The following is a 20,944-nucleotide window of genomic DNA, read 5'->3' on the forward strand; positions in this document are numbered from 1 at the left end:
TCTACAAAATGGTAGCTTTTATGGTAATGTTAGGCTTAAAGAAATGAAGAGGAGATTTTAAGACATGACAATTGAACAAATGATTGTAGACATTTTGGATAAATTAAACATTATCAACAAAGGCGTCATCAAGGCGGAACAATTCGACGGAACAAAAAATGATGATTTAAAAGAGATTTATGACTTCGTCATGATGCGTGAGTCCTTGACGTTAGCAGAAGTCGATGCTATCGTCGACGAACTGAAATCACTCAAAACCGTTTAAGATTCCTCAAAAAAAGGCACTCCATTTTAAAATGGGTGCCTTTTCCATGTCAGAAGCTGTTTTTAAGTTCCAGCAATGCTTGTTTAGCTGCTTGCTGTTCGGCTTCTTTTTTCGAACGACCGGTCCCGATGCCTTCCAGCTTATCCGCGATGTGTACGCGCGAGATGAACTCACGGCTGTGCGCCGGACCACGTTCCTCAATGATTTCATACTCGATTTGTCCAAGTCCGACCCGTTGGATGGCTTCTTGGAGCTGGCTTTTAAAATCAGTTTGTTCTTCAAAAAATCCAGACGCCACTTTCGGAAAAACCGCTTCGGCGAGGAATCGTTCTGCAGCTTCAATCCCTTGGTCCAAATACAAGGCTCCGATGAAGGCTTCAAACACATCCGCAAGTAACGCCGGACGATTTCTTCCCCCTGTCAGTTCCTCCCCTTTGCCAAGTAGAATCATTTCAGAAAACTCATAATGATTCGCGAACTGGACCAGTGACGGCTCACACACGATGGCCGCACGCAGCTTTGTTAATTCCCCCTCGGAACGTTCCGGATAGTGCTGAAATAAATACCTGGAGACCGTCAATTCTAATACGGCATCGCCTAAAAACTCCAGACGTTCGTTATCTCCATCTGATTCACGTTGTTCATTTACGAAAGAAGAATGCGTAAATGCTTGCTTCAATAGTTCTACATTCGCAAAATGAATATCCAGCCGTTCTTGCAACTGGCTGAACTTCTGTTCAATTTGCGCCAAAGCCCGTGAGTCTTTCCGTCGCTTTACATACGGTCCTTTTCGGACACGACGTCCCTTTTGATTCGTCATAATGCCTCCTAAACAGCTAAATCCCACCGCAAAAACACGGTGGGTCCAGCTTCATGTATTAGACTTGTGTTTCGATGTAGCTGACGACATCGCCAACTGTTTTTAAGTTTTCTGCTTGGTCATCTTCGATTGTGATTTCGAATTTGTCTTCGAGATCCATAACGAGTTCCATGACTTCAAGTGAATCTGCTCCGAGATCGTCCTTGAACGATTTGTCGAGTGTGATTTCACTCTGTTCTTTGCCTAATTTCTCTGCGATTGCTTCTTGCACGTCTACTAAAATTTGTTCTTTTGTCATTTGAAAATCCCTCCATGAGTTGAGTATATAAGATGATTGCCAATTTGGCAAAGTAGTACCACAGTTCACTTACATTGTCATGCCGCCATCGACTGCCAAAGTTTGACCAGTGATGTAACGGGCATTGTCTGACGCGATAAAACTGACAAGCGACGCGATATCTTCCGTCTGACCAAATCGTTTTAACGGAATTTGGTCGAGTGTCTGATTGCGTTGTGTTTCTGTCAATTCATCCGTCATATCGGTTTCAATGAAACCGGGACAAATCGCATTTGCCGTAACGCCTTTGCTCGCCAGTTCACGTGCGACCGACTTCGTAAATCCGATCAGACCGGCTTTTGCCGCCACATAGTTGGCTTGACCCGGGTTACCGGTGATTCCGACGACGGAAGCGATATTGATGATGCGGCCGCTCGATTTCAACAAGGGGCGCGTCGCTGCTTGCGTCACAAGAAACGCACCTTTTAAGTTCGTATTCAGAACGGCGTCAAAATCGGCTTCTTTCATTCGCATCAACAGACCATCCCGCGTGATACCGGCATTGTTGACGACGCAATCCAACTGGCCGTACGTATCCATTGTCGTCTTCAGCAATGCTTTCACCTGTTCAGCGTCTGCAACGTCTGCTTGGACGGCGATGGCTTCACCACCGGCATCAACGATAGATGATACGACTTCTTCTGCTTTTGCTGTATTACCGGCGTAGTTCACGACGATCCGGAATCCGTCTGTCGCCAAACGTTTGGCGATAGCGGCTCCGATTCCGCGTGATGCACCGGTTACGAGTGCTACTTTATTCAACGAATCGCCTCCGCTTCCAATTGTTCAAGTGTCGTGATGCTGACGATCTTGACATCTTTTTTAATCCGCTTGACGAGCCCACTAAGTGGTGACGACGGACCGAATTCGATAAATGTATCCGCACCCTCTTCAATCAATTTTTCCACACAAGATTCAAAACGAACCGGTGAATACAATTGTTGAACCAGTAAACGAATCAATTCATCCGGCTGATCGTGAAAATCACTATCGACGTTCGAGATGAATTTTGTTTTCGCCGCCTGGAAAGGTGAAGAAACCAAGATATCTTCAAATCGTGAGGCGAATGGAGTCATTAACGACGAGTGGAACGCTCCCGATACATCAAGCGGTAGGACACGTTTCGCACCCAACTCTTTTAATTTCGCAGTCGCCACCTCGACAGCTGCAACTTGTCCTGAAATCACGAATTGTCCCGGACAGTTGTAGTTTGCAATTTGGACGATCTCTCCTGTTGCCGCGATGGACTCGACCGCATGATGTGCGGCTTCGACATCGTTCAACCCGATGACAGCTGCCATCGTACCGCCTGTCACTTGATTCATCAGATTACCTCGTTCGCGAACGAGGTAAACCGCTTCACTTGCTGTTAACACAGACGCTGCAACGAGTGCACTGTACTCTCCGACACTATGTCCGAGTACAAAGTCCGGTCGATGACCAAGTGCCGCATAACGATTCGCAAGCAACGTGCTGTGTGCAACGATGGCAGGTTGTGCTATTTCTGTCGGCTTCAAATCTTCTTTTGTCCCCGTCGTCAATAAATCCGTTAAATCGAGACCAATCCGTGTCCCAAGGTCCATCAATGCTTGACGTGACTCTTCATGATGTAGAAGCGTTTGTCCCATTCCTGGCATTTGTGAACCTTGACCTGGAAACATCCAAACTGTTTTACCCATCCGTCTCACCCCTTTAGATTTCTTTCGTTGTCTTTGCCTCGATGATTTTTGTGACTACCTGCTGTTCAACCATTTGTTCTGCTTGTGCCAATGCCCGGCTGAATGCATAGGCATTACTTGAGCCGTGTGCTTTGATGACCGGAGCGGCAATCCCGAACAATCCGGCTCCGCCGTATTCTTCATAGGCAAGCAGTTGTTTCATTTTTTTCAGTTTCGGCTTTAGAATCAAGGCCGCAATTTTTGAACTGAACGAACTCATGAATTGTTCTTTCATGACGCCCATGATCATGCTGGCGGCACCCTCTGTACTCTTTAAGAGCGTATTTCCGGCAAATCCTTCCGTTACGATGACATCCACTTCACCGCTCATCGCTTCTCGCGCCTCAACGTTCCCGACAAAATGGATTGGAGCGGCCTCAAGCAGGGGATATGTCTCTTTCGTCAGTGCGTTCCCTTTACCGGCTTCTGATCCGATATTCAGCAACGCCACTTTTGGCTGTTTGATTCCTCTGACTTGTTCTGCGTAGACCGACCCCATGATCGCATAATCCAAAAGATGTTCTGCTTTTGCATCTGGATTGGCACCGACATCTAAGATGACGACCCCTTTTCCATTTCGTGTCGGGAAAGTCGGCGCTAATGCCGGACGGTCAATTCCTTCGATTCGACCGATCACGAACAATCCGGCTGTCATGAGTGCACCCGTGTTGCCTGCTGAAATCAAAGCATCTGCCTCTTTTGATTTCACCAGGTTTGCAGCCACCACGAGTGAGCTATCTTTCTTGCGACGGATTGCGCGGACCGGCTCGTCTTCCCCGGTAATGACGGATGCAGCGTGGACGATTTTCACACGTGGATCCTTGATGTCATACGAACGTAACTTTAATTCATCGCCGACCAACCGAATTTCAACCTGTTCCGTTGGACGTTCCGCTAAAAATTGGACGACTCCTTCTACGATGGCGCGTGGAGCATGATCTCCTCCCATTGCGTCTACTGCTAAAATCATCTTGACTCCTCCTTACTACTTCGATACACCGTAAATTCACCGATGAACACACACTCATCGCCGACAAAACTCTCGACGTTAATGTCCGATCGTCCATCTTGTCGATGCGAGCTGACGAATGCTTTCGCCACGACACGTTCACCAACGTGGACGGATCGCGTAAACTGGACATTGGCTTTTGTCGTCAAGGCCAGTTCATCATCAATCAGGGCGATTGCCAATGAGTTCGCTTGGGCAAACAAAATATGTCCGCGGGCGATCGCATTTCGGCTGAACGCGTGTTCCGGTAGGATTTCTAAAATCGAAATCGCCGATGTATCCAGTTTCAGGTCAATCATATCACCAATGACTTCATTTTCAGTCAATGTACGCACATCATCTAACCGTTCCGTCGCGACGTGTTTAATACGTTCACGTAGTTCCGGAATCTTCATTTCCATTCGGTCCAGACGAATCGTCTGGATACTGACGTTGAAATGAGTCGCTAATGCTTCATCCGTAATGAACGGATTTTGTTCAATTGTATGCTGTAATTCAGTTTGTCGCTCTTTTTTAGGTACCCGCATGTACGTTCCTCCCACAAGAAGGATGTTTACCATTATCACCTGGTACTAATAGTAGTATATATCCCTTGTTGTTCACTTTCAAGTATTATTCGATTCTTTCTCCGTCCAGCAGTCCCTGCTGTTCGATGTATTGCCGTAAAACTGCGTACTCCGGTTGTTGCCAAAAGGCATCGGAACGTAACAGACGAACTGCGTCGTTTCGTGCAGTCTCCATCACTTGGATGTCGAGTGCCGGATCCGTCAGCACGAATCGGGGCAATCCGCTTTGCTCGGTTCCAAAGAAGTTTCCGGCTCCGCGTAATTCCAAATCTTTTTCAGCCAACTTAAATCCGTCGTTTGTCTCTGTCATCGTTTTAATCCGTTCTTTTCCTGTGTCGGAAGACGGATCGGCAATCAGGATACAAAACGATTGGGCTGCTCCCCGCCCGACCCGACCACGTAACTGGTGCAATTGGGCCAAACCAAATCGTTCCGCGTCATAAATGACGATGATCGAGGCATTCGGGACGTTGACACCGACTTCGACGACGGTTGTCGAAACCAGGACTTGCACTTGATTTTCCTTAAAGGCTTGCATGACGTCGTCTTTTTCTGACGAACTGAGACGACCGTGCATCAATCCGACACGTTGCGTGGAAAACCGTTCTGTCAAAAGCAAATGCAGTTCGATTGCATTTTGAACATCAAGTGATTCAGATTCCTCAATCAGTGGCGTGATGACATACGCTTGATGACCGAGCAGTAACTCTTTTTCGACAAATCCAAAGACACGTTCCATTTGTTCCGGTTTTGCCCAATAAGTTTCAATTTCTTTTCTTCCTGCCGGCATCTCGTCAATGATTGAGACATCCATATCACCAAACACGGAAATCGCAAGTGTCCGTGGAATCGGTGTTGCCGTCATATAAAGAACATCCGCCTTCTCCGCTTTCGCCCGGAGACGTTTTCGTTGTTCGACACCAAACCGGTGCTGTTCATCCGTGATGACAAGATGAAGATCCTTAAAAATGACCGTATCTTGAATCAAGGCATGTGTCCCGACCAACACATCAATTTCCCCTTGCCTTAATGCTTCCAGTAGGAGCACCCGGTTTTTTCCTTTGACGGAGCTCGTCAGTAATCCTACTTTGATTCCCAGCGGCTCGAGCAATGGAGCCAGTGATGAAGCATGCTGTTCCGCTAAAATCTCTGTCGGCACCATCAATGCCCCTTGTTTATTGGCACGGACTGCAGTGAAGAGGGCGATAGCTGCCACTACCGTCTTCCCGCTTCCGACGTCCCCTTGGAGAAGCCGGTTCATCCGTTCCGGTCGATGCATGTCGGCTAAGATTTCTTCCGTCACACGTTGCTGTGCTCCCGTGAGCGGAAAAGGTAACGCTGCGATGAATTGGTCGATTTCTTGCTGGAACAACGGCAAAGCAAGACCTTGTCCCTTTCGTTTTCCGAGACGTAACGTCTGTAACTTCAGTTGGAAGTACAGGCATTCCTCATACACATAACTTCTCCGGGCGGTCGTCAAATCTTGCCGGGTCGTCGGGAAATGCAACCGACGCAACATCGTCATGCGATCAAGTAACCGGTACGTTTTGCGAATGTTATCCGGAACGCGTTCTTCGAGTGTTTCGCTTTCGGCAAAAGCCAGTTCGACAACCCGCCGGAATGTCTTCATCCGCATATCTCCTTTTAGCGAATAGACCGGCGTCAATTCCCCCTCAATCGCTCCGAATTGTAATTCCGTCGCCGAAATCGTCATTCGGTGTAAATCCCATTTGCCACTGACCGTCACTTCTTCGCCGAGTTTTAACTGATCTTTATAAAAAGCACGGTTGAACATCGTCACGGTGACGCTGTAACGGTCTTCGACAAGCAGACGGAATGTGAGCCGGTTTTTTCCTTTTCCATAATAACGGACAAGCGCTTCCGATTGAACCTGCCCCGTGAATTTCACTTTGTCTTCATGGATCGCTTCTGTCAGACTGCCGGTCACAAAATCGTCATAACGAAACGGGACGTGCTCAAGCACGTCCGCAATCGTCAGCATATCCATTTCTTCGAGTTTACGGGCTAAATCACGCCCTACTCCTTTTAGTGCAGTCACTTTACTTAATGGATTCATTCGAGAGTTCCCCAAAGATTTTTGATTCGAGCCAGCGTCCGGTCGGTGTGTTGGCAAGTCCGCCTTTGGCCGTCTCCCGTAAAGCGGATGGCATCATTTGACCGATTTCATACATCGCTCCGATGACTTCATCACACGGAATCCGTGACGTAATACCGGCTAACGCCATATCAGCTGCAACAAGCGCATTCGCTCCGCCCATGGCATTTCGTTTTACACACGGTACTTCGACAAGTCCGGCAACCGGATCACAGACGAGTCCGAGCATATTCTTAAGGGCGATTGCAAACGCATGGGCCGATTGATCGGGTGTTCCGCCCGCCATTTCAACGATTGCCGCCGCCGCCATTGCCGTTGCCGAACCGACTTCCGCCTGACATCCGCCCGCTGCGCCGGAAATGGACGCATTGTTCGCGACAACGAAGCCGAATGCTCCGGATGTAAACAAGAAACGTAGCATCTGTTCGCGACTCGGATTCAAGCGTTCCCGAACTGCGAATAATGTTCCCGGGACGACGCCCGCACTACCAGCCGTCGGTGTTGCACAAATTTTGCCCATCGCGGCATTGACTTCATTCGTTCCAATCGCCTTGCTGACGGCATCTAACAACAGATCACCGGATAAGCCTTGACCGCTCGCCCGGTATCGTTGCAGCAAGACCGCATCGCCGCCGGTCAGACCGGTGACGGACTCGACGCCGTCCCCTGTCAACGAACGTTCGACCGCCGCTTCCATTACTTCGAGATTCCGTTCCATCATCCCGAGGACTTCATCCCGCTCGAGGTGCCTAACGGTCATTTCCTGTTCAATCATGATTTCTGAAATCGGTACATTTTTTTCAGTCGCCAGTGCGACGAGTTCTTTTACGGATTTAAACATCTCTTCACTCTCCCATCATGACAGAACGCTCGACTTGTGGTAACCGGTTGATTTCTTCAAGTACAGCAATCGGCATCCGGTCATCGATTTCTATGGCCATTAATGCCTGTTTACCTTTTTCATGACGCGATACTTCCATGTGTCCGATATTGATTTCATAATCGGCCAAAATACTTGTGACGGCTGCGATCGCACCAAAGCGGTCATGATGCAGGACGATCAAGGCCGGTCCACCGCCTGACAACTTTAACGGCACACCGTTCAACTCGGTAATCTCAATCGTTCCCCCGCCGATTGAAATACCCACGAGTTCAAACTCCGCCTGTCCATCCGTCAAATGAACGCGAGCCGTATTCGGATGGTCCGTCAACGCCTCACTTGTTTCAAAATGAATCCGGATCCCTTTTTGTTCCGCAATCTTAATCGATTCCGGAATCCGGTCGTCAAACGTGTCATAGCCAAGGACACCGCCGATAATGGCGACGTCCGTTCCGTGTCCCCGGTACGTATCCGCAAATGATCCATAAAACGTAATCGTAATATCCGTCGGTTGTTCGCCAAACAGTTTCCCTGCCATTAATCCAATTCGCGCTGCCCCCGCTGTATGCGAACTGGATGGTCCGACCATAATCGGTCCGATGATATCAAATACACTTCGGTACTTCATCTTCTTTTTCCCCTCTCTTCCAACTAAACAAAAATCCCACCTCTATTATCGCAGATGGTGGGATGTGTGAAAAGGTACGTTCACGTTTTATATTATTCGACGCTCAGGATATACGAGTAGAGTGGCTGTTTGCCGTCATGCACTTCTACTTCCGCTTCCGGATTGATGGATTCGATGTAAGCAACAAGTTCGTCAACCTCTGCTTGCGCCACGCCTTCACCAAACAGGACTGTGATGATTTCATCTTCGTCCGTCACGAGTGTGTCAACGAGTTTCTTGACCGCACCGAGACTCGAACGATCCGTTGCGATGATTTGCTTTTCAGCAATCGCCATATGATCATCTTTTTTAATTTCGACACCATCGATACTCGTATCGCGGACGGCATATGTGACTTGACCAGATTTGACTGCTGCGATCGCATCCATCATATGACGTTCGTTTTCAGCGACTGTCGCTTCCGGATTGTAGACGATTGTCGCGGCAAGTCCTTGAGGAACTGTTTTCGATTTCACGACTGTCACACCACAAGAGGCCACTGATGCCGCTTGTTCGGCCGCCATGATGATGTTTGAGTTGTTCGGATAGACATAGACATGTTCCGCATGGGCATCTTCGATCGCTTTAACGATGTCTTCCGTTGACGGGTTCATCGTTTGTCCGCCTTCGATGACGACACTGACACCCAGTGATTTAAAGAGTTCGCTGATTCCTTCACCCATCGCTACCGTCACAAGTGCCGACTGCGCTTTTGCTTTCGTCGCGACTGGAGCTGCCACTTGATTGACGCCCTCTTCTTCAAGGATCGTCGAGTGCTGTTGACGCATGTTTTCGATCTTGACGGCAACGAGTTCACCAAAACGTTGACCTTTCGTGATGACTTCACCCGGTGTTTCGACGTGAACATGGACCTTCAGTAACTCTTCGTCTGCGACGACGAGTAATGAATCCCCGAATTCCGCGAGCTCATTCCGGAAGGTTTCTTCGCTAAATGGTGTTTTCGCCAGTTTATCGTCCTGGAAACGAACCATGATTTCCGTGCAGTAGCCGTAATGAATTTCTTCCGTCGACATGAAGCTTTGAGCCGATTTGTGATGCTCTGCTTCGACGAGTGCTTCCATGACCGGTGCATGCGGTTTTTCAAGTTCTTTCCCTTCAAGTGTCGCAAGGAATCCTTCATAAATACAAACAAGACCTTGACCACCGGAATCGACGACGCCGACTTCTTTAAGTACAGGTAACAAGTCTGGTGTGCCTTCAAGTGATACTTTTGACGCTTCAACGATACCGCGCATCAACTCAAGCAGATCGGTCGTTGATTCTGACTGGGCAATGGCTGCAACAGCTGTCTCGCGTGCTACTGTCAAAATCGTTCCCTCGACAGGTTTCATGACTGCTTTATACGCTGTGTCGACCCCTTTTTGCAGGGCATCTGCGAATTCCTTTGTATCAATCGCATCTTTTCCTTCGATTGATTTCGAGAAACCACGGAACAATTGGCTTAAGATAACGCCTGAGTTCCCGCGTGCTCCCATTAAAAGACCACGTGCAAAAACCGTGGCAACTTCTGAGACCGAGTCTGTCGTTGTTTTTGCGGCTTCTTTCGAACCCGATGTCATCGTCAAATTCATGTTTGTTCCCGTGTCACCGTCTGGGACCGGGAAAACGTTCAGCGAATCGACAAAATCCGCATTTTGATAGAGATTCGCTGCGCCATTCTGGATCATCTTGACCAGTTGCGCTCCTGTTAAACGATCTACGCTCACTAAAGTTTCCTCCTCTATTCCCGCCTTAGACATTCGTCAAGCGGACTCCTTGGACAAAAATATTCACAGATGTCACTTCTAAACCAAGTGCCTGGCTGAGTGAATATTTCACACGGCTCTGGACGTTGTTTGCGACTTCTGAGATTTTCGTACCGTAACTCACGATGATATGCATATCGATGTGAACTTGTTCTGATACCTGCCGCACGATGACACCACGGGCAAAGTTTTCGCGTTTCAGCAGTTCAGCCAGTCCGTCTTTGATTTGCGACTGGGATGCCATACCAACGACACCAAAACATTCCATCGCTGCTCCGCCTGCAAGTTGCGCAACGACATCATTGTCTACGTCAATTTTTCCATAAGTCGTTTTCATCTCGATCGCCACTTGAGTAGCCCCCTTTGTTAATTGTGTTCTTCTCATAATTCTACTATAAGGACCTACTATTGAAAAGTCGCCGTACTGACTATACAATGAATATGTGAAAAATAGTAGCGGTCAAATGAACTTTTACCATCATCCTCATTCATTATTTTAAATTTTGAGGTTGTCTGTCAAGTTTTTTTCTTGTCAGCTACTTTTTTTATGTTGCAACCGTCTTAACAGCATGCTAAGATAGCAAAGTGTCTATTAGGACGAACGCAAAACAACATAAAAGGAGGCGGAACACATGGCACGTAAATGCTACGTTACTGGGAAATCGCCGAAGTCGGGAAACAACCGTTCACACGCATTGAACAAAACGAAACGCACTTGGGGAATCAACGTACAAAAAGTACGTATCCTCGTTGACGGTAAACCTAAAAAGGTTTGGGTTTCAGCTCGAGCGCTCAAATCAGGTAAAGTCGAACGCGTATAAGGCGCAGTAACCGGATGGGAATCTTCCCTTCCGGTTCTTTTTTTGTTCTTTTTTTATTTTTCTTATAAACTAATTGTCTGAATAATTGAAAACGCTTACAATAAGTGAGCAGTTATTTTTTTCAAGGGGGAAGGGTCAACATGCAGTTAAAAAGAGAAATGACAAGCCGACATCTCTTCATGATTTCACTCGGAGGGATTATCGGTACGGGACTGTTCCTCGGTTCTGGATTGACGATTTCGCAAGCGGGACCGCTCGGGGCGGTTCTCAGTTACATCGTGGGTGGGACCATCATGTATCTGACGATGTTATGTTTAGGGGAGATGGCTGTCCATATGCCGGTCTCAGGATCTTTCCAAACGTATACGACACGGTTCATCGGACCGGGTATCGGATTTGCCGTCGGTTGGATTTACTGGCTCGGTTGGGCTGTCACGGTGGCGCTCGAAATCACGGCAGCCGGCAGTCTGATGGATCGATGGTTTCCGGATACACCAATCGTCATCTGGTGTGCGATTTTCACCGTCCTTTTATTCGGTCTCAATGCGGTCTCCGCAAAAGCCTTCGGGGAGGCTGAGTTTTGGTTCTCGAGCCTGAAAGTCCTTGCCATTCTATTTTTCATCGTGCTCGGGGGAGCGGCTTGGTTTGGCTGGATTGATATGGCGGCAGCACGTCCGGAAAGTTTGTTCGCCAATTTTACTTCAAACGGATTATTCCCGAACGGCGCCCTGGGGGTATTGACGACGATGATTGCCGTCAACTTTGCGTTCCAAGGAACCGAATTGATTGGGGTTGCTGCCGGAGAATCAAACGATCCAGAAAAATCGATTCCAAAAGCAATCCGTAATACCGTCTGGCGGACGTTCATCTTCTTCGTCCTCTCGATTACGATTGTCGGCGCCTTGATTCCTTACGAAACAGCCGGCGGCATCAGCAGTCCGTTCATCATGGTATTTGATGCCATCGGAATTCCTTATGCAGCTGATTTAATGAACATCGTCGTGTTGACAGCCTTACTGTCGGTCGGGAACTCGGGGTTGTACGCTGCTACTCGGATGTTATGGTCGATGTCACAAGAAGGCATGATTTCGAAAAAACTTGCCATCGTCAACTCACGCGGAGTACCTATGCGCGCTTTGTGCTTTACGATGCTGTTTGCGATGTTATCACTATTGACTGCCTTTTTCGCGGAAGATACCGTCTTCATCTGGTTGTTGTCACTCGCCGGACTCGGTGCGCAAGTCGGTTGGATTTCGATTTCTGCTTCACAGATCGCCTTCCGTCGTCAATTCATCAAAGAGGGACATGCTGTCAGTGAATTGAAATTCAAGACTCCGTTCTTCCCGGTCTTGCCGATTATCTCGTTCTCTTTAAACATGCTTGTACTGATCAGCTTGGCATTCCAAGCGGATCAACGGATTGCGCTGTATATAGGTGTTCCATTCTTCCTCTTGACGTGGGCCTCTTACCACCTGTTCGTCAAAGGAAAACATATTGCGGCTCAAACTGAACGTCAGGCAGCCAGCTCGACATTGGAATCTTAAAAAACTACAAAAAACGTGATCGACTTTTAGGATATCCTAAAGCCGATCACGTTTTTTAGTGGTCTGACAAACTTCTTAAAGCAATCACTTCACCGGTATGCACCGTCACGTTCGCCACTCCGTGATGTGTCCATTCATTGCTGACGGTCAATGATCCGCCGACCGGCACGTCATGATTCGTCAACGGGTACTTGACCCCGCGGAGGGTCAAACATGTCGGAACGAGCGGGATGAAAGAGAGATAGTGAAATCCATCTGCCTCGATCTCATACGTCCCCGGCTGTAAGAAACGAACCTCTTCCCGCTTCGTCATCAAGCGGACTGCCGGAAATTGTTTTAGCAGATAGACGTTTTGAAGCGTCATATCAAGTCGTCCTCCGGTCGCACCGAATATTAACACTTCCGTTGCTTCATACTGTTGACTGACATGTCGTAAAGCCAGTTCCAAGTCGGTCTCATCCTTTTCAGCCGGATGGATGATCGCTCCTTCCGGTTTGTATCCGAGAGAATCAAAGTCCCCAATCGCCAAGTCAAAAGCGAAACCTTGCTGTGCCAAAACGGTGACACCTCCGTCAACAGCGATGACAACCGTCTTCTCATCCATAAACGGTTTCAGGGACGGGATGTCTTCCGCCGGACCGGCCGCTACAATCACAACCCGCATCAGACACCCCGTGCTGAATAACGAAGAAGTCGTGGTGCTGTCGTAAACAGGAGTCCTGCGACAATACCACATAACAGATACGATGGAACCATATACGTCGCGTTATAGATCAACGAATACGGGACGACCGGACCTTCCGCATACTCAGCGAAGAACACGATTCCACTAATGACGTGACAGACATAACGGAAACCTGCACCAAGCAATGTCGCACCTAGTACAATCGCCATTAGACGGCCATTTTTCCCGGCTGCTGCTGCTTTTTTGACTTTCCGTGCGAACAGTCCGCTCAGTCCGACGACTCCAAACGCGATCGTATAATCGAGTAACGGCTGGACGACCGTCAGGATTTGTGGAGCGAACATCAGTTGAATCGTTCCGACGAGCGCTCCCGTCACGACCCCACCGACAACGCCGTGACGAAACGCCATGACGAAAATCGGTAACATCGCTAAACTAATTGAACCACCTTGCGGCATTTTAAATGGGATCAATAAATCGAACACCACACCAAGACTTGCAAAGATTGCAATTTCCATTAACATTTGTAGCCGTTTCATCCTTTTTTCCTCCTAAAAAATAAAATCGCAGGACGGCAAAAAGGCAGTACGACGAACGCCGTACTGCCTGCGTGCGCCACATCCCTACGTCCGTCTGAACGGAACAGGTTCGAAGGGTTAAAGTCCAATCACTTCTCTCAGCCGCTTGACGCGACACCCCTTGCGGTCATCATTTAATTTTGATTCTGCCCCTATTATACGTGAGCAGCATTCCGAATACTAGTGATTGCTTCTGAATAATCCGGTGCATTGTAGATAGCGGAACCTGCAACAAGTACGTTTGCCCCATTCTCGATACATAATTTTGCTGTTTCCGCATTAACTCCACCATCGATTTCAATCTCGAAGGATAGATTTTGTTCTGCTTTCATTGCAGCCAGTTGATTTAATTTCTTCATCACACCTGGAATGAACGCTTGTCCGCCGAATCCCGGATTGACCGTCATCAATAAGACCATGTCCACATCTTCAAGCACGTGTTCGATCGTCGACAGCGGCGTATGCGGGTTGAGTACTACTCCTGCTTTCGCTCCAGCTGCTTTGATTTGTTGCAACACACGATGGACATGATTCGTCGCCTCCACGTGGAAGGTTACGATATCAGCACCTGCTGCAACGAAGGATTCGACAAAGTTTTCCGGACGATCAATCATGAGATGGACGTCGAGAACCATATCTGTTTTTTGACGTAAACTGCTTAATACAGGGAGTCCAAAGGAAATGTTCGGAACAAATTGACCATCCATGACATCAAAATGGATATAATCGGCTCCCGCCGCTTCAACTGCTTTGACATCCCGCTCTAAATTTGCAAAATCTGCTGATAAGATTGATGGTGCGATTTTAATCATCTTAATACCTCCGCGTCCGATTCTTGATTTCCTCTACAAACATACCATAATTCGTATACCGGGAAGCCATGATTTCATGGGCCTCGACGGCTTTTTTAACGGCACAACCGGGCTCATTCAAGTGCAGACAGCCACGGTACTTGCATTCGTCCTGTAAAGCAACAAATTCAGGGAAACACCATCGTAACTCCTCGAGTTCCATTTCGTGCGGAAAATCGAGATTCGAAAATCCCGGGGTATCTGCAATTAAGCCTTCGCCAAGCGGAATCAATGTCACATGACGGGTAGTATGGCGTCCACGACCAAGTGCCTTCGAAATATGACTCGTTTCCAGTGCCAACGAAGGTTCCAAGGCATTCAACAACGAACTTTTCCCTACACCGGATTGTCCGGCCAGGACACTCGTTTTATCTTTTAACAACGGACGGACAGATTCGACTCCGGCCAATGTCTCACTTGAAGTTTCGATGACGTGATATCCGATGGTCCGGTAAGCGGCAATGGCTTCCAATACCCCTTGTTCGGCTTCACCTTGTAACAAGTCCATCTTCGTCAAGATGATGATCGGTTGAATTTCCTTTGCTTCAATCAACACTAAAAACCGGTCCAACAGATGGGCAGAAAAATCAGGTTCTGCTGCCGATACGACCAACAAAGCTTGATCGATATTGGCAACTGGTGGGCGGACCAAGAAATTTTGACGGTCTTTTACTTCCAGGATATATCCGGTCTCACTTTCGATGTGTAACACGACTTCATCGCCGACGACAGGGCTGATGCCCCGTTTTCTGAAATTACCGCGTGCCCGTGAACGGATTTCACCTTGAGGCGTCATGACATCATAAAAGCCACCCTGTAAACGGATAATCGTTCCATCCCGATTATCTTCAATTCGATTTTCTGCCATCCTATGCCCTCCTTTGTCAGGATTAACGTCCTGCTCGTTATTCTTGTGATTTTGCCTGATTGTACGTAATCGTCTTCGCCCGGTAAACTTCGTCATCTTTATAAATCGTAATCTTGCCTTCTTCTCCCGGATCAATCGTCAATGGAACATCAAACGTTTCATCCTGATCAATCGATTCTTCGATGACGGTTCGTTTTCCTTTGGCATCTTCCGTCTCAATCCGGACGAGTTGACGTGGCGCAGGCTCCTCGTCTTCACTGACGCCATCATAGACTACTTTCTCGGGGAACGTCGCCGTGATGGTCTTTTCTTCCTCTCCGCGAGAAATAAAGACCGTTACCGAATCGTTCGGTTCGACTTGCGCACCGGCTTGCGGATATTGACGAATGACCTGATCGAGCGCGACCTCACTTGAGAACTCCTGTTCAAACGTCCCGTCCAGTCCCATCTCATCCAAATAAGCTTTTGCTTCAGCACTCGATAAGTCAGTCAAATCTTTCAGAACGAATACGGGTGATCCATTTGAGACCGTGATGGTAATCATCTGTTCTTTCGCGATGACTTCCGTTCCAGCTGAAATGGATTGCCGGATGACATTCCCACGTTTGATGTCTTCAGAGTCTTCCCGTTCGACATCCACTTTTTCAAAACCGCTGTCCTTTAAGATGGCGATCGCTTTTTTCTCTGTCTCATCTGAGACGTCCGGCACCTCGACCGGATCGCTTCCTGTCGAAACGATCAAATCCACCGTCGATCCTTTTTTAACCGTCGCCTGTTCACGCGGTGACTGACTGATGACGAACCCTTCTTCCACCGTATCACTTGAGCGTTCGGTCGATTCCACGATGAATCCCATTTTTTCAAGCTTCGTTTCCGCGTCGTCGGCATCTTTCCCCGTTACATCCGGAACGACGACCGTCGGGTCAGGCCACATGGCAAAAGTCGTTGCGGCTCCAGCCATTATGAATAACAATAATAAGATGATCCACCACGCACGTTTCTTTTTCTTTTCTGGTTTTGACATGACGGTAGCGACCTTCGGAACCGGTGCTGTGTGTTCGATGTCTGCTGTTGGCAGGGACACTGGACTGAGCACCATCGTTTTTTCCATCAAATCGTCACCGCGAATGCCTTCACTTGCCCGTTCAGCTGACATCGCGGTCACCATGTCTTCTTTGAAGGCAGCGACCGTTTGTTGCCGATCATGCGGCGCTTTCGAGAGAGCTTGCATGATGCAATTTTCTAAAGCTTGCGGCACAGCCGGATTTAACGAGGTCGGACGACGGGCAGTATCTTGCAGATGTTTCAGTGCGACAGCAACCGGTGAATCGCCTTCAAACGGAACTTGCCCCGTCACGAGTTCGTACAAAACGGCTCCCAGCGAATAAATATCTGATTTTTCATCCGCAAATTTTCCTTTTGCCTGTTCCGGCGAAAAGTAATGCACGGATCCGAGGACTGACATCGTGTGGGTCAGGGTCGCATTCGACATGGCGACCGCAATGCCGAAATCGGTCACCTTGACAGTCCCATCCTCACGGACCAGCATATTTTGCGGTTTGATATCGCGATGAATAATCCGGTGTGCATGGGCATGATCAATTGCATCACAAATTTGGCTGATGATGTCAATCGCTTTTGCGACCGGCAATGCTCGCCCTTCACAATACGTTTTCAGTGTCATGCCATCAATATATTCCATTACGATATAATAAATCGCTTCTTCTTCTCCTACGTCATAAACCGCGACGATGTTGGGATGATTTAAACTCGTCGCAGCATGTGCCTCTCGTTCAAATCGACGGATGAATTGTTCATCATGCGAAAACTCTGTACGTAAAATTTTGATTGCGACAGTTCGATTCAAGATTTCATCATATGCCTGATAAACGTTTGCCATCCCGCCATTTCCAACTAACCGTTCTATGCGGTAGCGGTCGTTCAATCGATCTCCGTAACGCATATTCAGATCCTCTCTCTTTCTTTAAAACGGATTGCAGCAATCGTAATGTTGTCTGCGCCTCCCCGGTCATTCGCCTCGGACACGAGACGTTCGACAATCGTATCGAGCGGTGCATCTTCTTGAAGCAACCGCTCGATGACTTCATGAGGCACCTCATCCGACAAGCCGTCGCTGCACACTAACACGATATCATAGTCCGGTGCATCCCGGACTTGAATGTCGACATCCACGGACTCGTTCGAACCGACGGATCGTGTAATGACATTACGACGGGGATGATTTTCAAGCTCTGCTTCCGATAATTCCCCTAATTGTTTGAGCATGTTGACATAGGAATGGTCATCCGTCAGCTGTTTTAATTGTCCTTCTTCCAGGGCATAGACGCGGCTGTCCCCTACGTGTCCAATGACAAGTAAATCATCCGACCAGCAGACACAGGCCATCGTCGTGCCGACAATCGACAAATTTTCGACTTGAGAAAAACGTTGAATCTGCGCATTGGCTTCTTTCACTAATCGTTCAATCCAGGAAGATAACTCCATCGGGCGGTTTGGCATATCTGCGTATGCTTCGGCAAAAATCTGCTTGACGATGGCACTCGCCGTTTCACCGGCTGCATGTCCCCCCATGCCGTCAGCGACGACAGCTAATCCTTGTGTCGCATCGCCTACCAATAAGACCGTGTCCTCATTTTTTGAACGGACCTTTCCAGTCGTCGTCAAATAAGCTAACTCCATACCCGTCCTCCTCATCGTTTTTTATTATCCTGTTGGTTCATTCACTTTTTTGAATGCAGCGATATAAAAACCATCTGTACCAAGTGATGTCGGGAGTAATTTTAATTCAGCCCGTTCACCAATCAGCGATTGAACGGCTTCCGGCATCCGTGTTTTGAATGTCTCGTCAAAAACAAATCCTTGGCTGAGAATATAGTCCGTTTGCTGCTCATTTTCGAGCGGATCCATCGTACAGGTTGAATAAACGAATGTTCCATCCAGTTTGACCAGCGGAAGAACCGCTTCCAGAATCTGCCGCTGAATGACCGGCAACTGCGTTAAGTCTTCCGGACGTTTCGTCCACTTGATATCGGGTTTCCGGCGAATGACACCGAGTCCCGAACACGGTGCGTCGACCAACACCCGGTCAAACGACGCCTCCTCAAAACGTGTTCCCGCTTGACGGGCATCCAGTGCTTCCGCCTGAACATTTTCAAGTCCAAGACGAACTGCCTGTTTTTCTAGTAATTTCACTTTGTGTGGATGAAGATCCAGTGCCAACAACGAGCCGCTCGCCAAACCTTCCGCGATATGCATCGCTTTCCCGCCTGGGGCCGCACAGCTGTCCAAGACACGGTCTGTTGGTTGTGCGCCTAACGCTGCAGCAACCAGCATCGAACTTTCGTCCTGGAGCGACAGGTAACCACGTTCCAATAAATCCGTCTGTTGCACACTGCCACTGATGATTTCTAGACCGTCTGGTGCCGCATGGGCTGGTTTCGCACTGACGCCCTGGGCTTCCAGTAATTCAATCGCTTCTTGTCTGTCTGTCCGGGTCCGGTTGACACGTACGGTAACGGGGGCCGGTTCATTGTTCAGTCGGCACATCTGCCACGTTTCTTCTTCTCCGAATAATTCAATCCACCGTTCGACGAGCCATGCCGGATGGCTTGTTTCGATACTGATTCGGTCGACCACTGAAGGAATCGCTGAGAAATCAGGTTTTCCTTGTCGAAGGACGTTCCGCAACACACCGTTAACAACTTTCGCGATATGCGGTTTACCTCGTGTCTTGGCAATCTCGACTGCCTCGTTGATGACGGCGTGATCCGGAATCCGGTCGAGATAAAACAGTTGATAGACACTCATCCGTAATAACGGACGCATGAATGGGTCCAGCTTCTTTTGTTTCGTTAAGAACGGTTCTAAAATATAGTCGAGTGTCAATTCACGGCTGAGCGTTCCGTACACCAGTTCCGTATATAAGCCGACATCCGCTTTTGAGATAGCACGTTTTTCAAGCATCTGGTGGACGGAAATCGTGGAGAAAGCCCCACCTTGACCAATTTTTAATAAAGTTGTTACTGCTGCATCTCTGACATTCATGCTTGTTCGCCTACTTTCTGTCCAATCGTCAATGTCTGTCCGACACCACGCATAAATGTGGCACCGTCCATCCGTTTTTTTCCGGCCGGTTGTACATCTACTAATTTCAATGCGACATCAGATCCGGTTGCGATGACCGGTCCGTCGGCTTCGAGGGCAATGATTTCGCCCGCCGGTCCGTGACCCGGGACTTTTTCAGCAAAGTAGACTTTCAGACGGTCTGAACCAAGCATCGTATACGCACTCGGGAAGGGATTCATTCCGCGAATTTGATTGTATAACGCTTCTCCGGGACGTGAAAAATCAAGTCGTTCCCGTTCCCGGCTGATATTCGGAGAAAACGTGACGTCTTCCTCCCGTTGCGCTTCCGGTGTCAACGTACCTGCAATCAACTGCGGTAATGTTTCGATTAATAATCGGGCACCGGCAGCACTGAGCTTGTCAAACATCGTTCCGACCGTGTCACGCTCTTCAATCGGTACGATGATTTTTGATAACATATCTCCAGCATCCAGCTTGTCGACCATATACATGATCGTGACCCCTGTTTCTGTTTCCCCGTCGATAATCGCCTGATGAATCGGGGCTCCGCCGCGATACTTCGGTAATAAGGACGCGTGGACATTAATCGCGCCGTATTGTGGGGCTTCGAGCACTGCCGTCGGAACGATTTGTCCGTAAGCAGCCGTAATGATTAAGTCCGGTTTTAAATCAAGCAGCTCTTGATAGTCTTCACGGATTTTAATTGGTTGTAACACCGGGATTTCGTGAGACAATGCTACTTCTTTCACCGGTGTCGGCTTGATTTCACGTTTGCGTCCGACGGGTTTATCCGGCTGGGAGACGACACCGACGACATCATAGCCGGCATCAATCACTTCCCGGAGCGTTTTTGCGGCAAAGTCCGGCGTCCCCATGAAGACGACGCGAGGAGATGCTTCTGTTTCGACTAATTTATCCGTAAACAATACACCGTCCAGATGATCCATTTCGTGCTGAATCGCCCGTGCAAAAAAACCATTCGCCTTAATTTTGACACTCCGTCCTAGACGGTCTTGTGATTTGACAACGATTTGCTCAAACCGTTCGACCGGTCCGAAAATTCCCGGCATGCTCAAACATCCTTCGTCATCGATTTCTGAACCGGATGCTTCGATAATTTCCGGGTTAATCAGCTCGATTGGTCCCGTTTCATCATCCGTATGGACGACGGCGACACGAATCGGCTGATTGATTTGCGGCGCAGCGAGTCCGACGCCGTCATATTCGTACATCGTATCGAACATACGATCAATCATTTTCCCTAATTTCTTATCAAACTTCGTTACTCGTTGGCATTTTTGACGCAATACTTCATTTGGTACTTCTACAACTTTATACATAGTTTG

At 48.3% G+C, this 20,944-nt stretch carries 22 protein-coding genes and 1 riboswitch; of the genes, 3 read left to right on the forward strand and 19 right to left on the reverse strand.

Features of this window, described 5'->3' with window-relative positions; all coding sequences use genetic code 11:
* Nucleotides 1-64: 64 nt before the first annotated feature.
* Nucleotides 65-265 carry a DUF1128 family protein gene (locus tag HNY42_RS11315; protein ID WP_026827983.1) on the forward strand — a complete coding sequence of 67 codons (201 nt, stop codon included), beginning with the start codon at nucleotides 65-67 and terminating at the stop codon, nucleotides 263-265.
* Nucleotides 266-314: 49 nt separating this feature from the next.
* On the opposite strand, the gene rnc is transcribed toward HNY42_RS11315, so the two are convergent.
* The 11 genes from rnc to HNY42_RS11370 form a co-directional block, all read right to left on the reverse strand.
* Entirely contained in the window at nucleotides 315-1,085 is a 771-nt protein-coding gene (rnc, locus tag HNY42_RS11320) for a ribonuclease III (protein ID WP_034769816.1), read from the reverse strand.
* 58 nt (nucleotides 1,086-1,143) lie between these two features.
* On the reverse strand, nucleotides 1,144-1,383 hold the full coding sequence (acpP, locus tag HNY42_RS11325) for an acyl carrier protein (RefSeq protein WP_012370777.1): 240 nt from the start codon (nucleotides 1,381-1,383) through the stop codon (nucleotides 1,144-1,146).
* 69 nt (nucleotides 1,384-1,452) lie between these two features.
* Nucleotides 1,453-2,184, reverse strand: a complete 732-nt coding sequence (gene fabG, locus HNY42_RS11330) for a 3-oxoacyl-[acyl-carrier-protein] reductase (RefSeq protein ID WP_131502602.1) — start codon at nucleotides 2,182-2,184, stop codon at nucleotides 1,453-1,455.
* Nucleotides 2,181-3,101, reverse strand: coding sequence for an ACP S-malonyltransferase (gene fabD / locus HNY42_RS11335; RefSeq protein WP_131972505.1), 921 nt, complete (start codon nucleotides 3,099-3,101; stop codon nucleotides 2,181-2,183). The genes fabG and fabD overlap by 4 nt, the downstream gene beginning before the upstream one ends.
* Before the next feature lie 13 nt (nucleotides 3,102-3,114).
* Entirely contained in the window at nucleotides 3,115-4,110 is a 996-nt protein-coding gene (plsX, locus tag HNY42_RS11340) for a phosphate acyltransferase PlsX (RefSeq protein WP_131502604.1), read from the reverse strand.
* Entirely contained in the window at nucleotides 4,107-4,676 is a 570-nt protein-coding gene (gene fapR, locus HNY42_RS11345) for a transcription factor FapR (protein ID WP_114595475.1), read from the reverse strand. The genes plsX and fapR overlap by 4 nt, the downstream gene beginning before the upstream one ends.
* A gap of 85 nt (nucleotides 4,677-4,761) precedes the next feature.
* Nucleotides 4,762-6,792, reverse strand: a complete 2,031-nt coding sequence (gene recG, locus HNY42_RS11350; RefSeq protein WP_131502605.1) for an ATP-dependent DNA helicase RecG — start codon at nucleotides 6,790-6,792, stop codon at nucleotides 4,762-4,764.
* Nucleotides 6,776-7,672, reverse strand: a complete 897-nt coding sequence (gene sdaAA, locus HNY42_RS11355; protein ID WP_026827977.1) for an L-serine ammonia-lyase, iron-sulfur-dependent, subunit alpha — start codon at nucleotides 7,670-7,672, stop codon at nucleotides 6,776-6,778. Before sdaAA ends, recG begins: the two co-directional genes overlap by 17 nt.
* Nucleotides 7,673-7,676: 4 nt before the next feature.
* Entirely contained in the window at nucleotides 7,677-8,339 is a 663-nt protein-coding gene (gene sdaAB / locus HNY42_RS11360; RefSeq protein WP_131972502.1) for an L-serine ammonia-lyase, iron-sulfur-dependent subunit beta, read from the reverse strand.
* Nucleotides 8,340-8,431: 92 nt separating this feature from the next.
* Nucleotides 8,432-10,105, reverse strand: coding sequence for a DAK2 domain-containing protein (locus tag HNY42_RS11365; RefSeq protein WP_370528937.1), 1,674 nt, complete (start codon nucleotides 10,103-10,105; stop codon nucleotides 8,432-8,434).
* A 25-nt stretch (nucleotides 10,106-10,130) separates the two neighbouring features.
* Nucleotides 10,131-10,493, reverse strand: a complete 363-nt coding sequence (locus HNY42_RS11370; RefSeq protein WP_026827974.1) for an Asp23/Gls24 family envelope stress response protein — start codon at nucleotides 10,491-10,493, stop codon at nucleotides 10,131-10,133.
* Between the two features lie 283 nt (nucleotides 10,494-10,776).
* Here HNY42_RS11370 and rpmB point away from each other — a divergent pair, with 283 nt between their 5' ends.
* Nucleotides 10,777-10,965, forward strand: coding sequence for a 50S ribosomal protein L28 (gene rpmB / locus HNY42_RS11375; protein WP_012370787.1), 189 nt, complete (start codon nucleotides 10,777-10,779; stop codon nucleotides 10,963-10,965).
* A gap of 140 nt (nucleotides 10,966-11,105) precedes the next feature.
* Nucleotides 11,106-12,509 (forward strand): amino acid permease, encoded by a 1,404-nt coding sequence (locus tag HNY42_RS11380; RefSeq protein ID WP_188004511.1) that lies wholly within the window; start codon nucleotides 11,106-11,108, stop codon nucleotides 12,507-12,509.
* Between the two features lie 55 nt (nucleotides 12,510-12,564).
* Here HNY42_RS11380 and HNY42_RS11385 read toward each other — a convergent pair whose 3' ends face one another.
* The 8 genes from HNY42_RS11385 to fmt all read right to left on the reverse strand — a co-directional run bounded on the left by HNY42_RS11385 (nucleotide 12,565) and on the right by fmt (nucleotide 20,938).
* Nucleotides 12,565-13,173 carry a thiamine diphosphokinase gene (locus HNY42_RS11385; protein WP_131502609.1) on the reverse strand — a complete coding sequence of 203 codons (609 nt, stop codon included), beginning with the start codon at nucleotides 13,171-13,173 and terminating at the stop codon, nucleotides 12,565-12,567.
* The gene (gene thiT, locus HNY42_RS11390; protein WP_188004512.1) at nucleotides 13,173-13,733 is read right to left on the reverse strand and encodes an energy-coupled thiamine transporter ThiT; all 561 of its coding nucleotides are present in this window, start codon (nucleotides 13,731-13,733) and stop codon (nucleotides 13,173-13,175) included. The genes HNY42_RS11385 and thiT overlap by 1 nt, the downstream gene beginning before the upstream one ends.
* Before the next feature lie 64 nt (nucleotides 13,734-13,797).
* A riboswitch (TPP riboswitch) is annotated at nucleotides 13,798-13,904 on the reverse strand.
* A gap of 23 nt (nucleotides 13,905-13,927) precedes the next feature.
* Nucleotides 13,928-14,584: a ribulose-phosphate 3-epimerase gene (rpe, locus tag HNY42_RS11395; RefSeq protein WP_131502611.1), complete on the reverse strand. Its 657-nt coding sequence runs from the start codon at nucleotides 14,582-14,584 to the stop codon at nucleotides 13,928-13,930.
* Between the two features lies 1 nt (nucleotide 14,585).
* Nucleotides 14,586-15,491 (reverse strand): ribosome small subunit-dependent GTPase A, encoded by a 906-nt coding sequence (rsgA, locus tag HNY42_RS11400; protein WP_188004513.1) that lies wholly within the window; start codon nucleotides 15,489-15,491, stop codon nucleotides 14,586-14,588.
* Between the two features lie 37 nt (nucleotides 15,492-15,528).
* The gene (pknB, locus tag HNY42_RS11405) at nucleotides 15,529-17,454 is read right to left on the reverse strand and encodes a Stk1 family PASTA domain-containing Ser/Thr kinase (protein WP_131502613.1); all 1,926 of its coding nucleotides are present in this window, start codon (nucleotides 17,452-17,454) and stop codon (nucleotides 15,529-15,531) included.
* A gap of 2 nt (nucleotides 17,455-17,456) precedes the next feature.
* Entirely contained in the window at nucleotides 17,457-18,191 is a 735-nt protein-coding gene (locus HNY42_RS11410) for a Stp1/IreP family PP2C-type Ser/Thr phosphatase (protein ID WP_131972498.1), read from the reverse strand.
* Between the two features lie 24 nt (nucleotides 18,192-18,215).
* The gene (gene rsmB / locus HNY42_RS11415) at nucleotides 18,216-19,556 is read right to left on the reverse strand and encodes a 16S rRNA (cytosine(967)-C(5))-methyltransferase RsmB (RefSeq protein WP_131502615.1); all 1,341 of its coding nucleotides are present in this window, start codon (nucleotides 19,554-19,556) and stop codon (nucleotides 18,216-18,218) included.
* The gene (gene fmt, locus HNY42_RS11420; protein ID WP_188004514.1) at nucleotides 19,553-20,938 is read right to left on the reverse strand and encodes a methionyl-tRNA formyltransferase; all 1,386 of its coding nucleotides are present in this window, start codon (nucleotides 20,936-20,938) and stop codon (nucleotides 19,553-19,555) included. Before fmt ends, rsmB begins: the two co-directional genes overlap by 4 nt.
* Nucleotides 20,939-20,944 lie beyond the last annotated feature (6 nt).

It is taken from the genome of Exiguobacterium sp. Helios, from assembly GCF_014524545.1.
Lineage (GTDB): Bacteria > Bacillota > Bacilli > Exiguobacteriales > Exiguobacteriaceae > Exiguobacterium_A.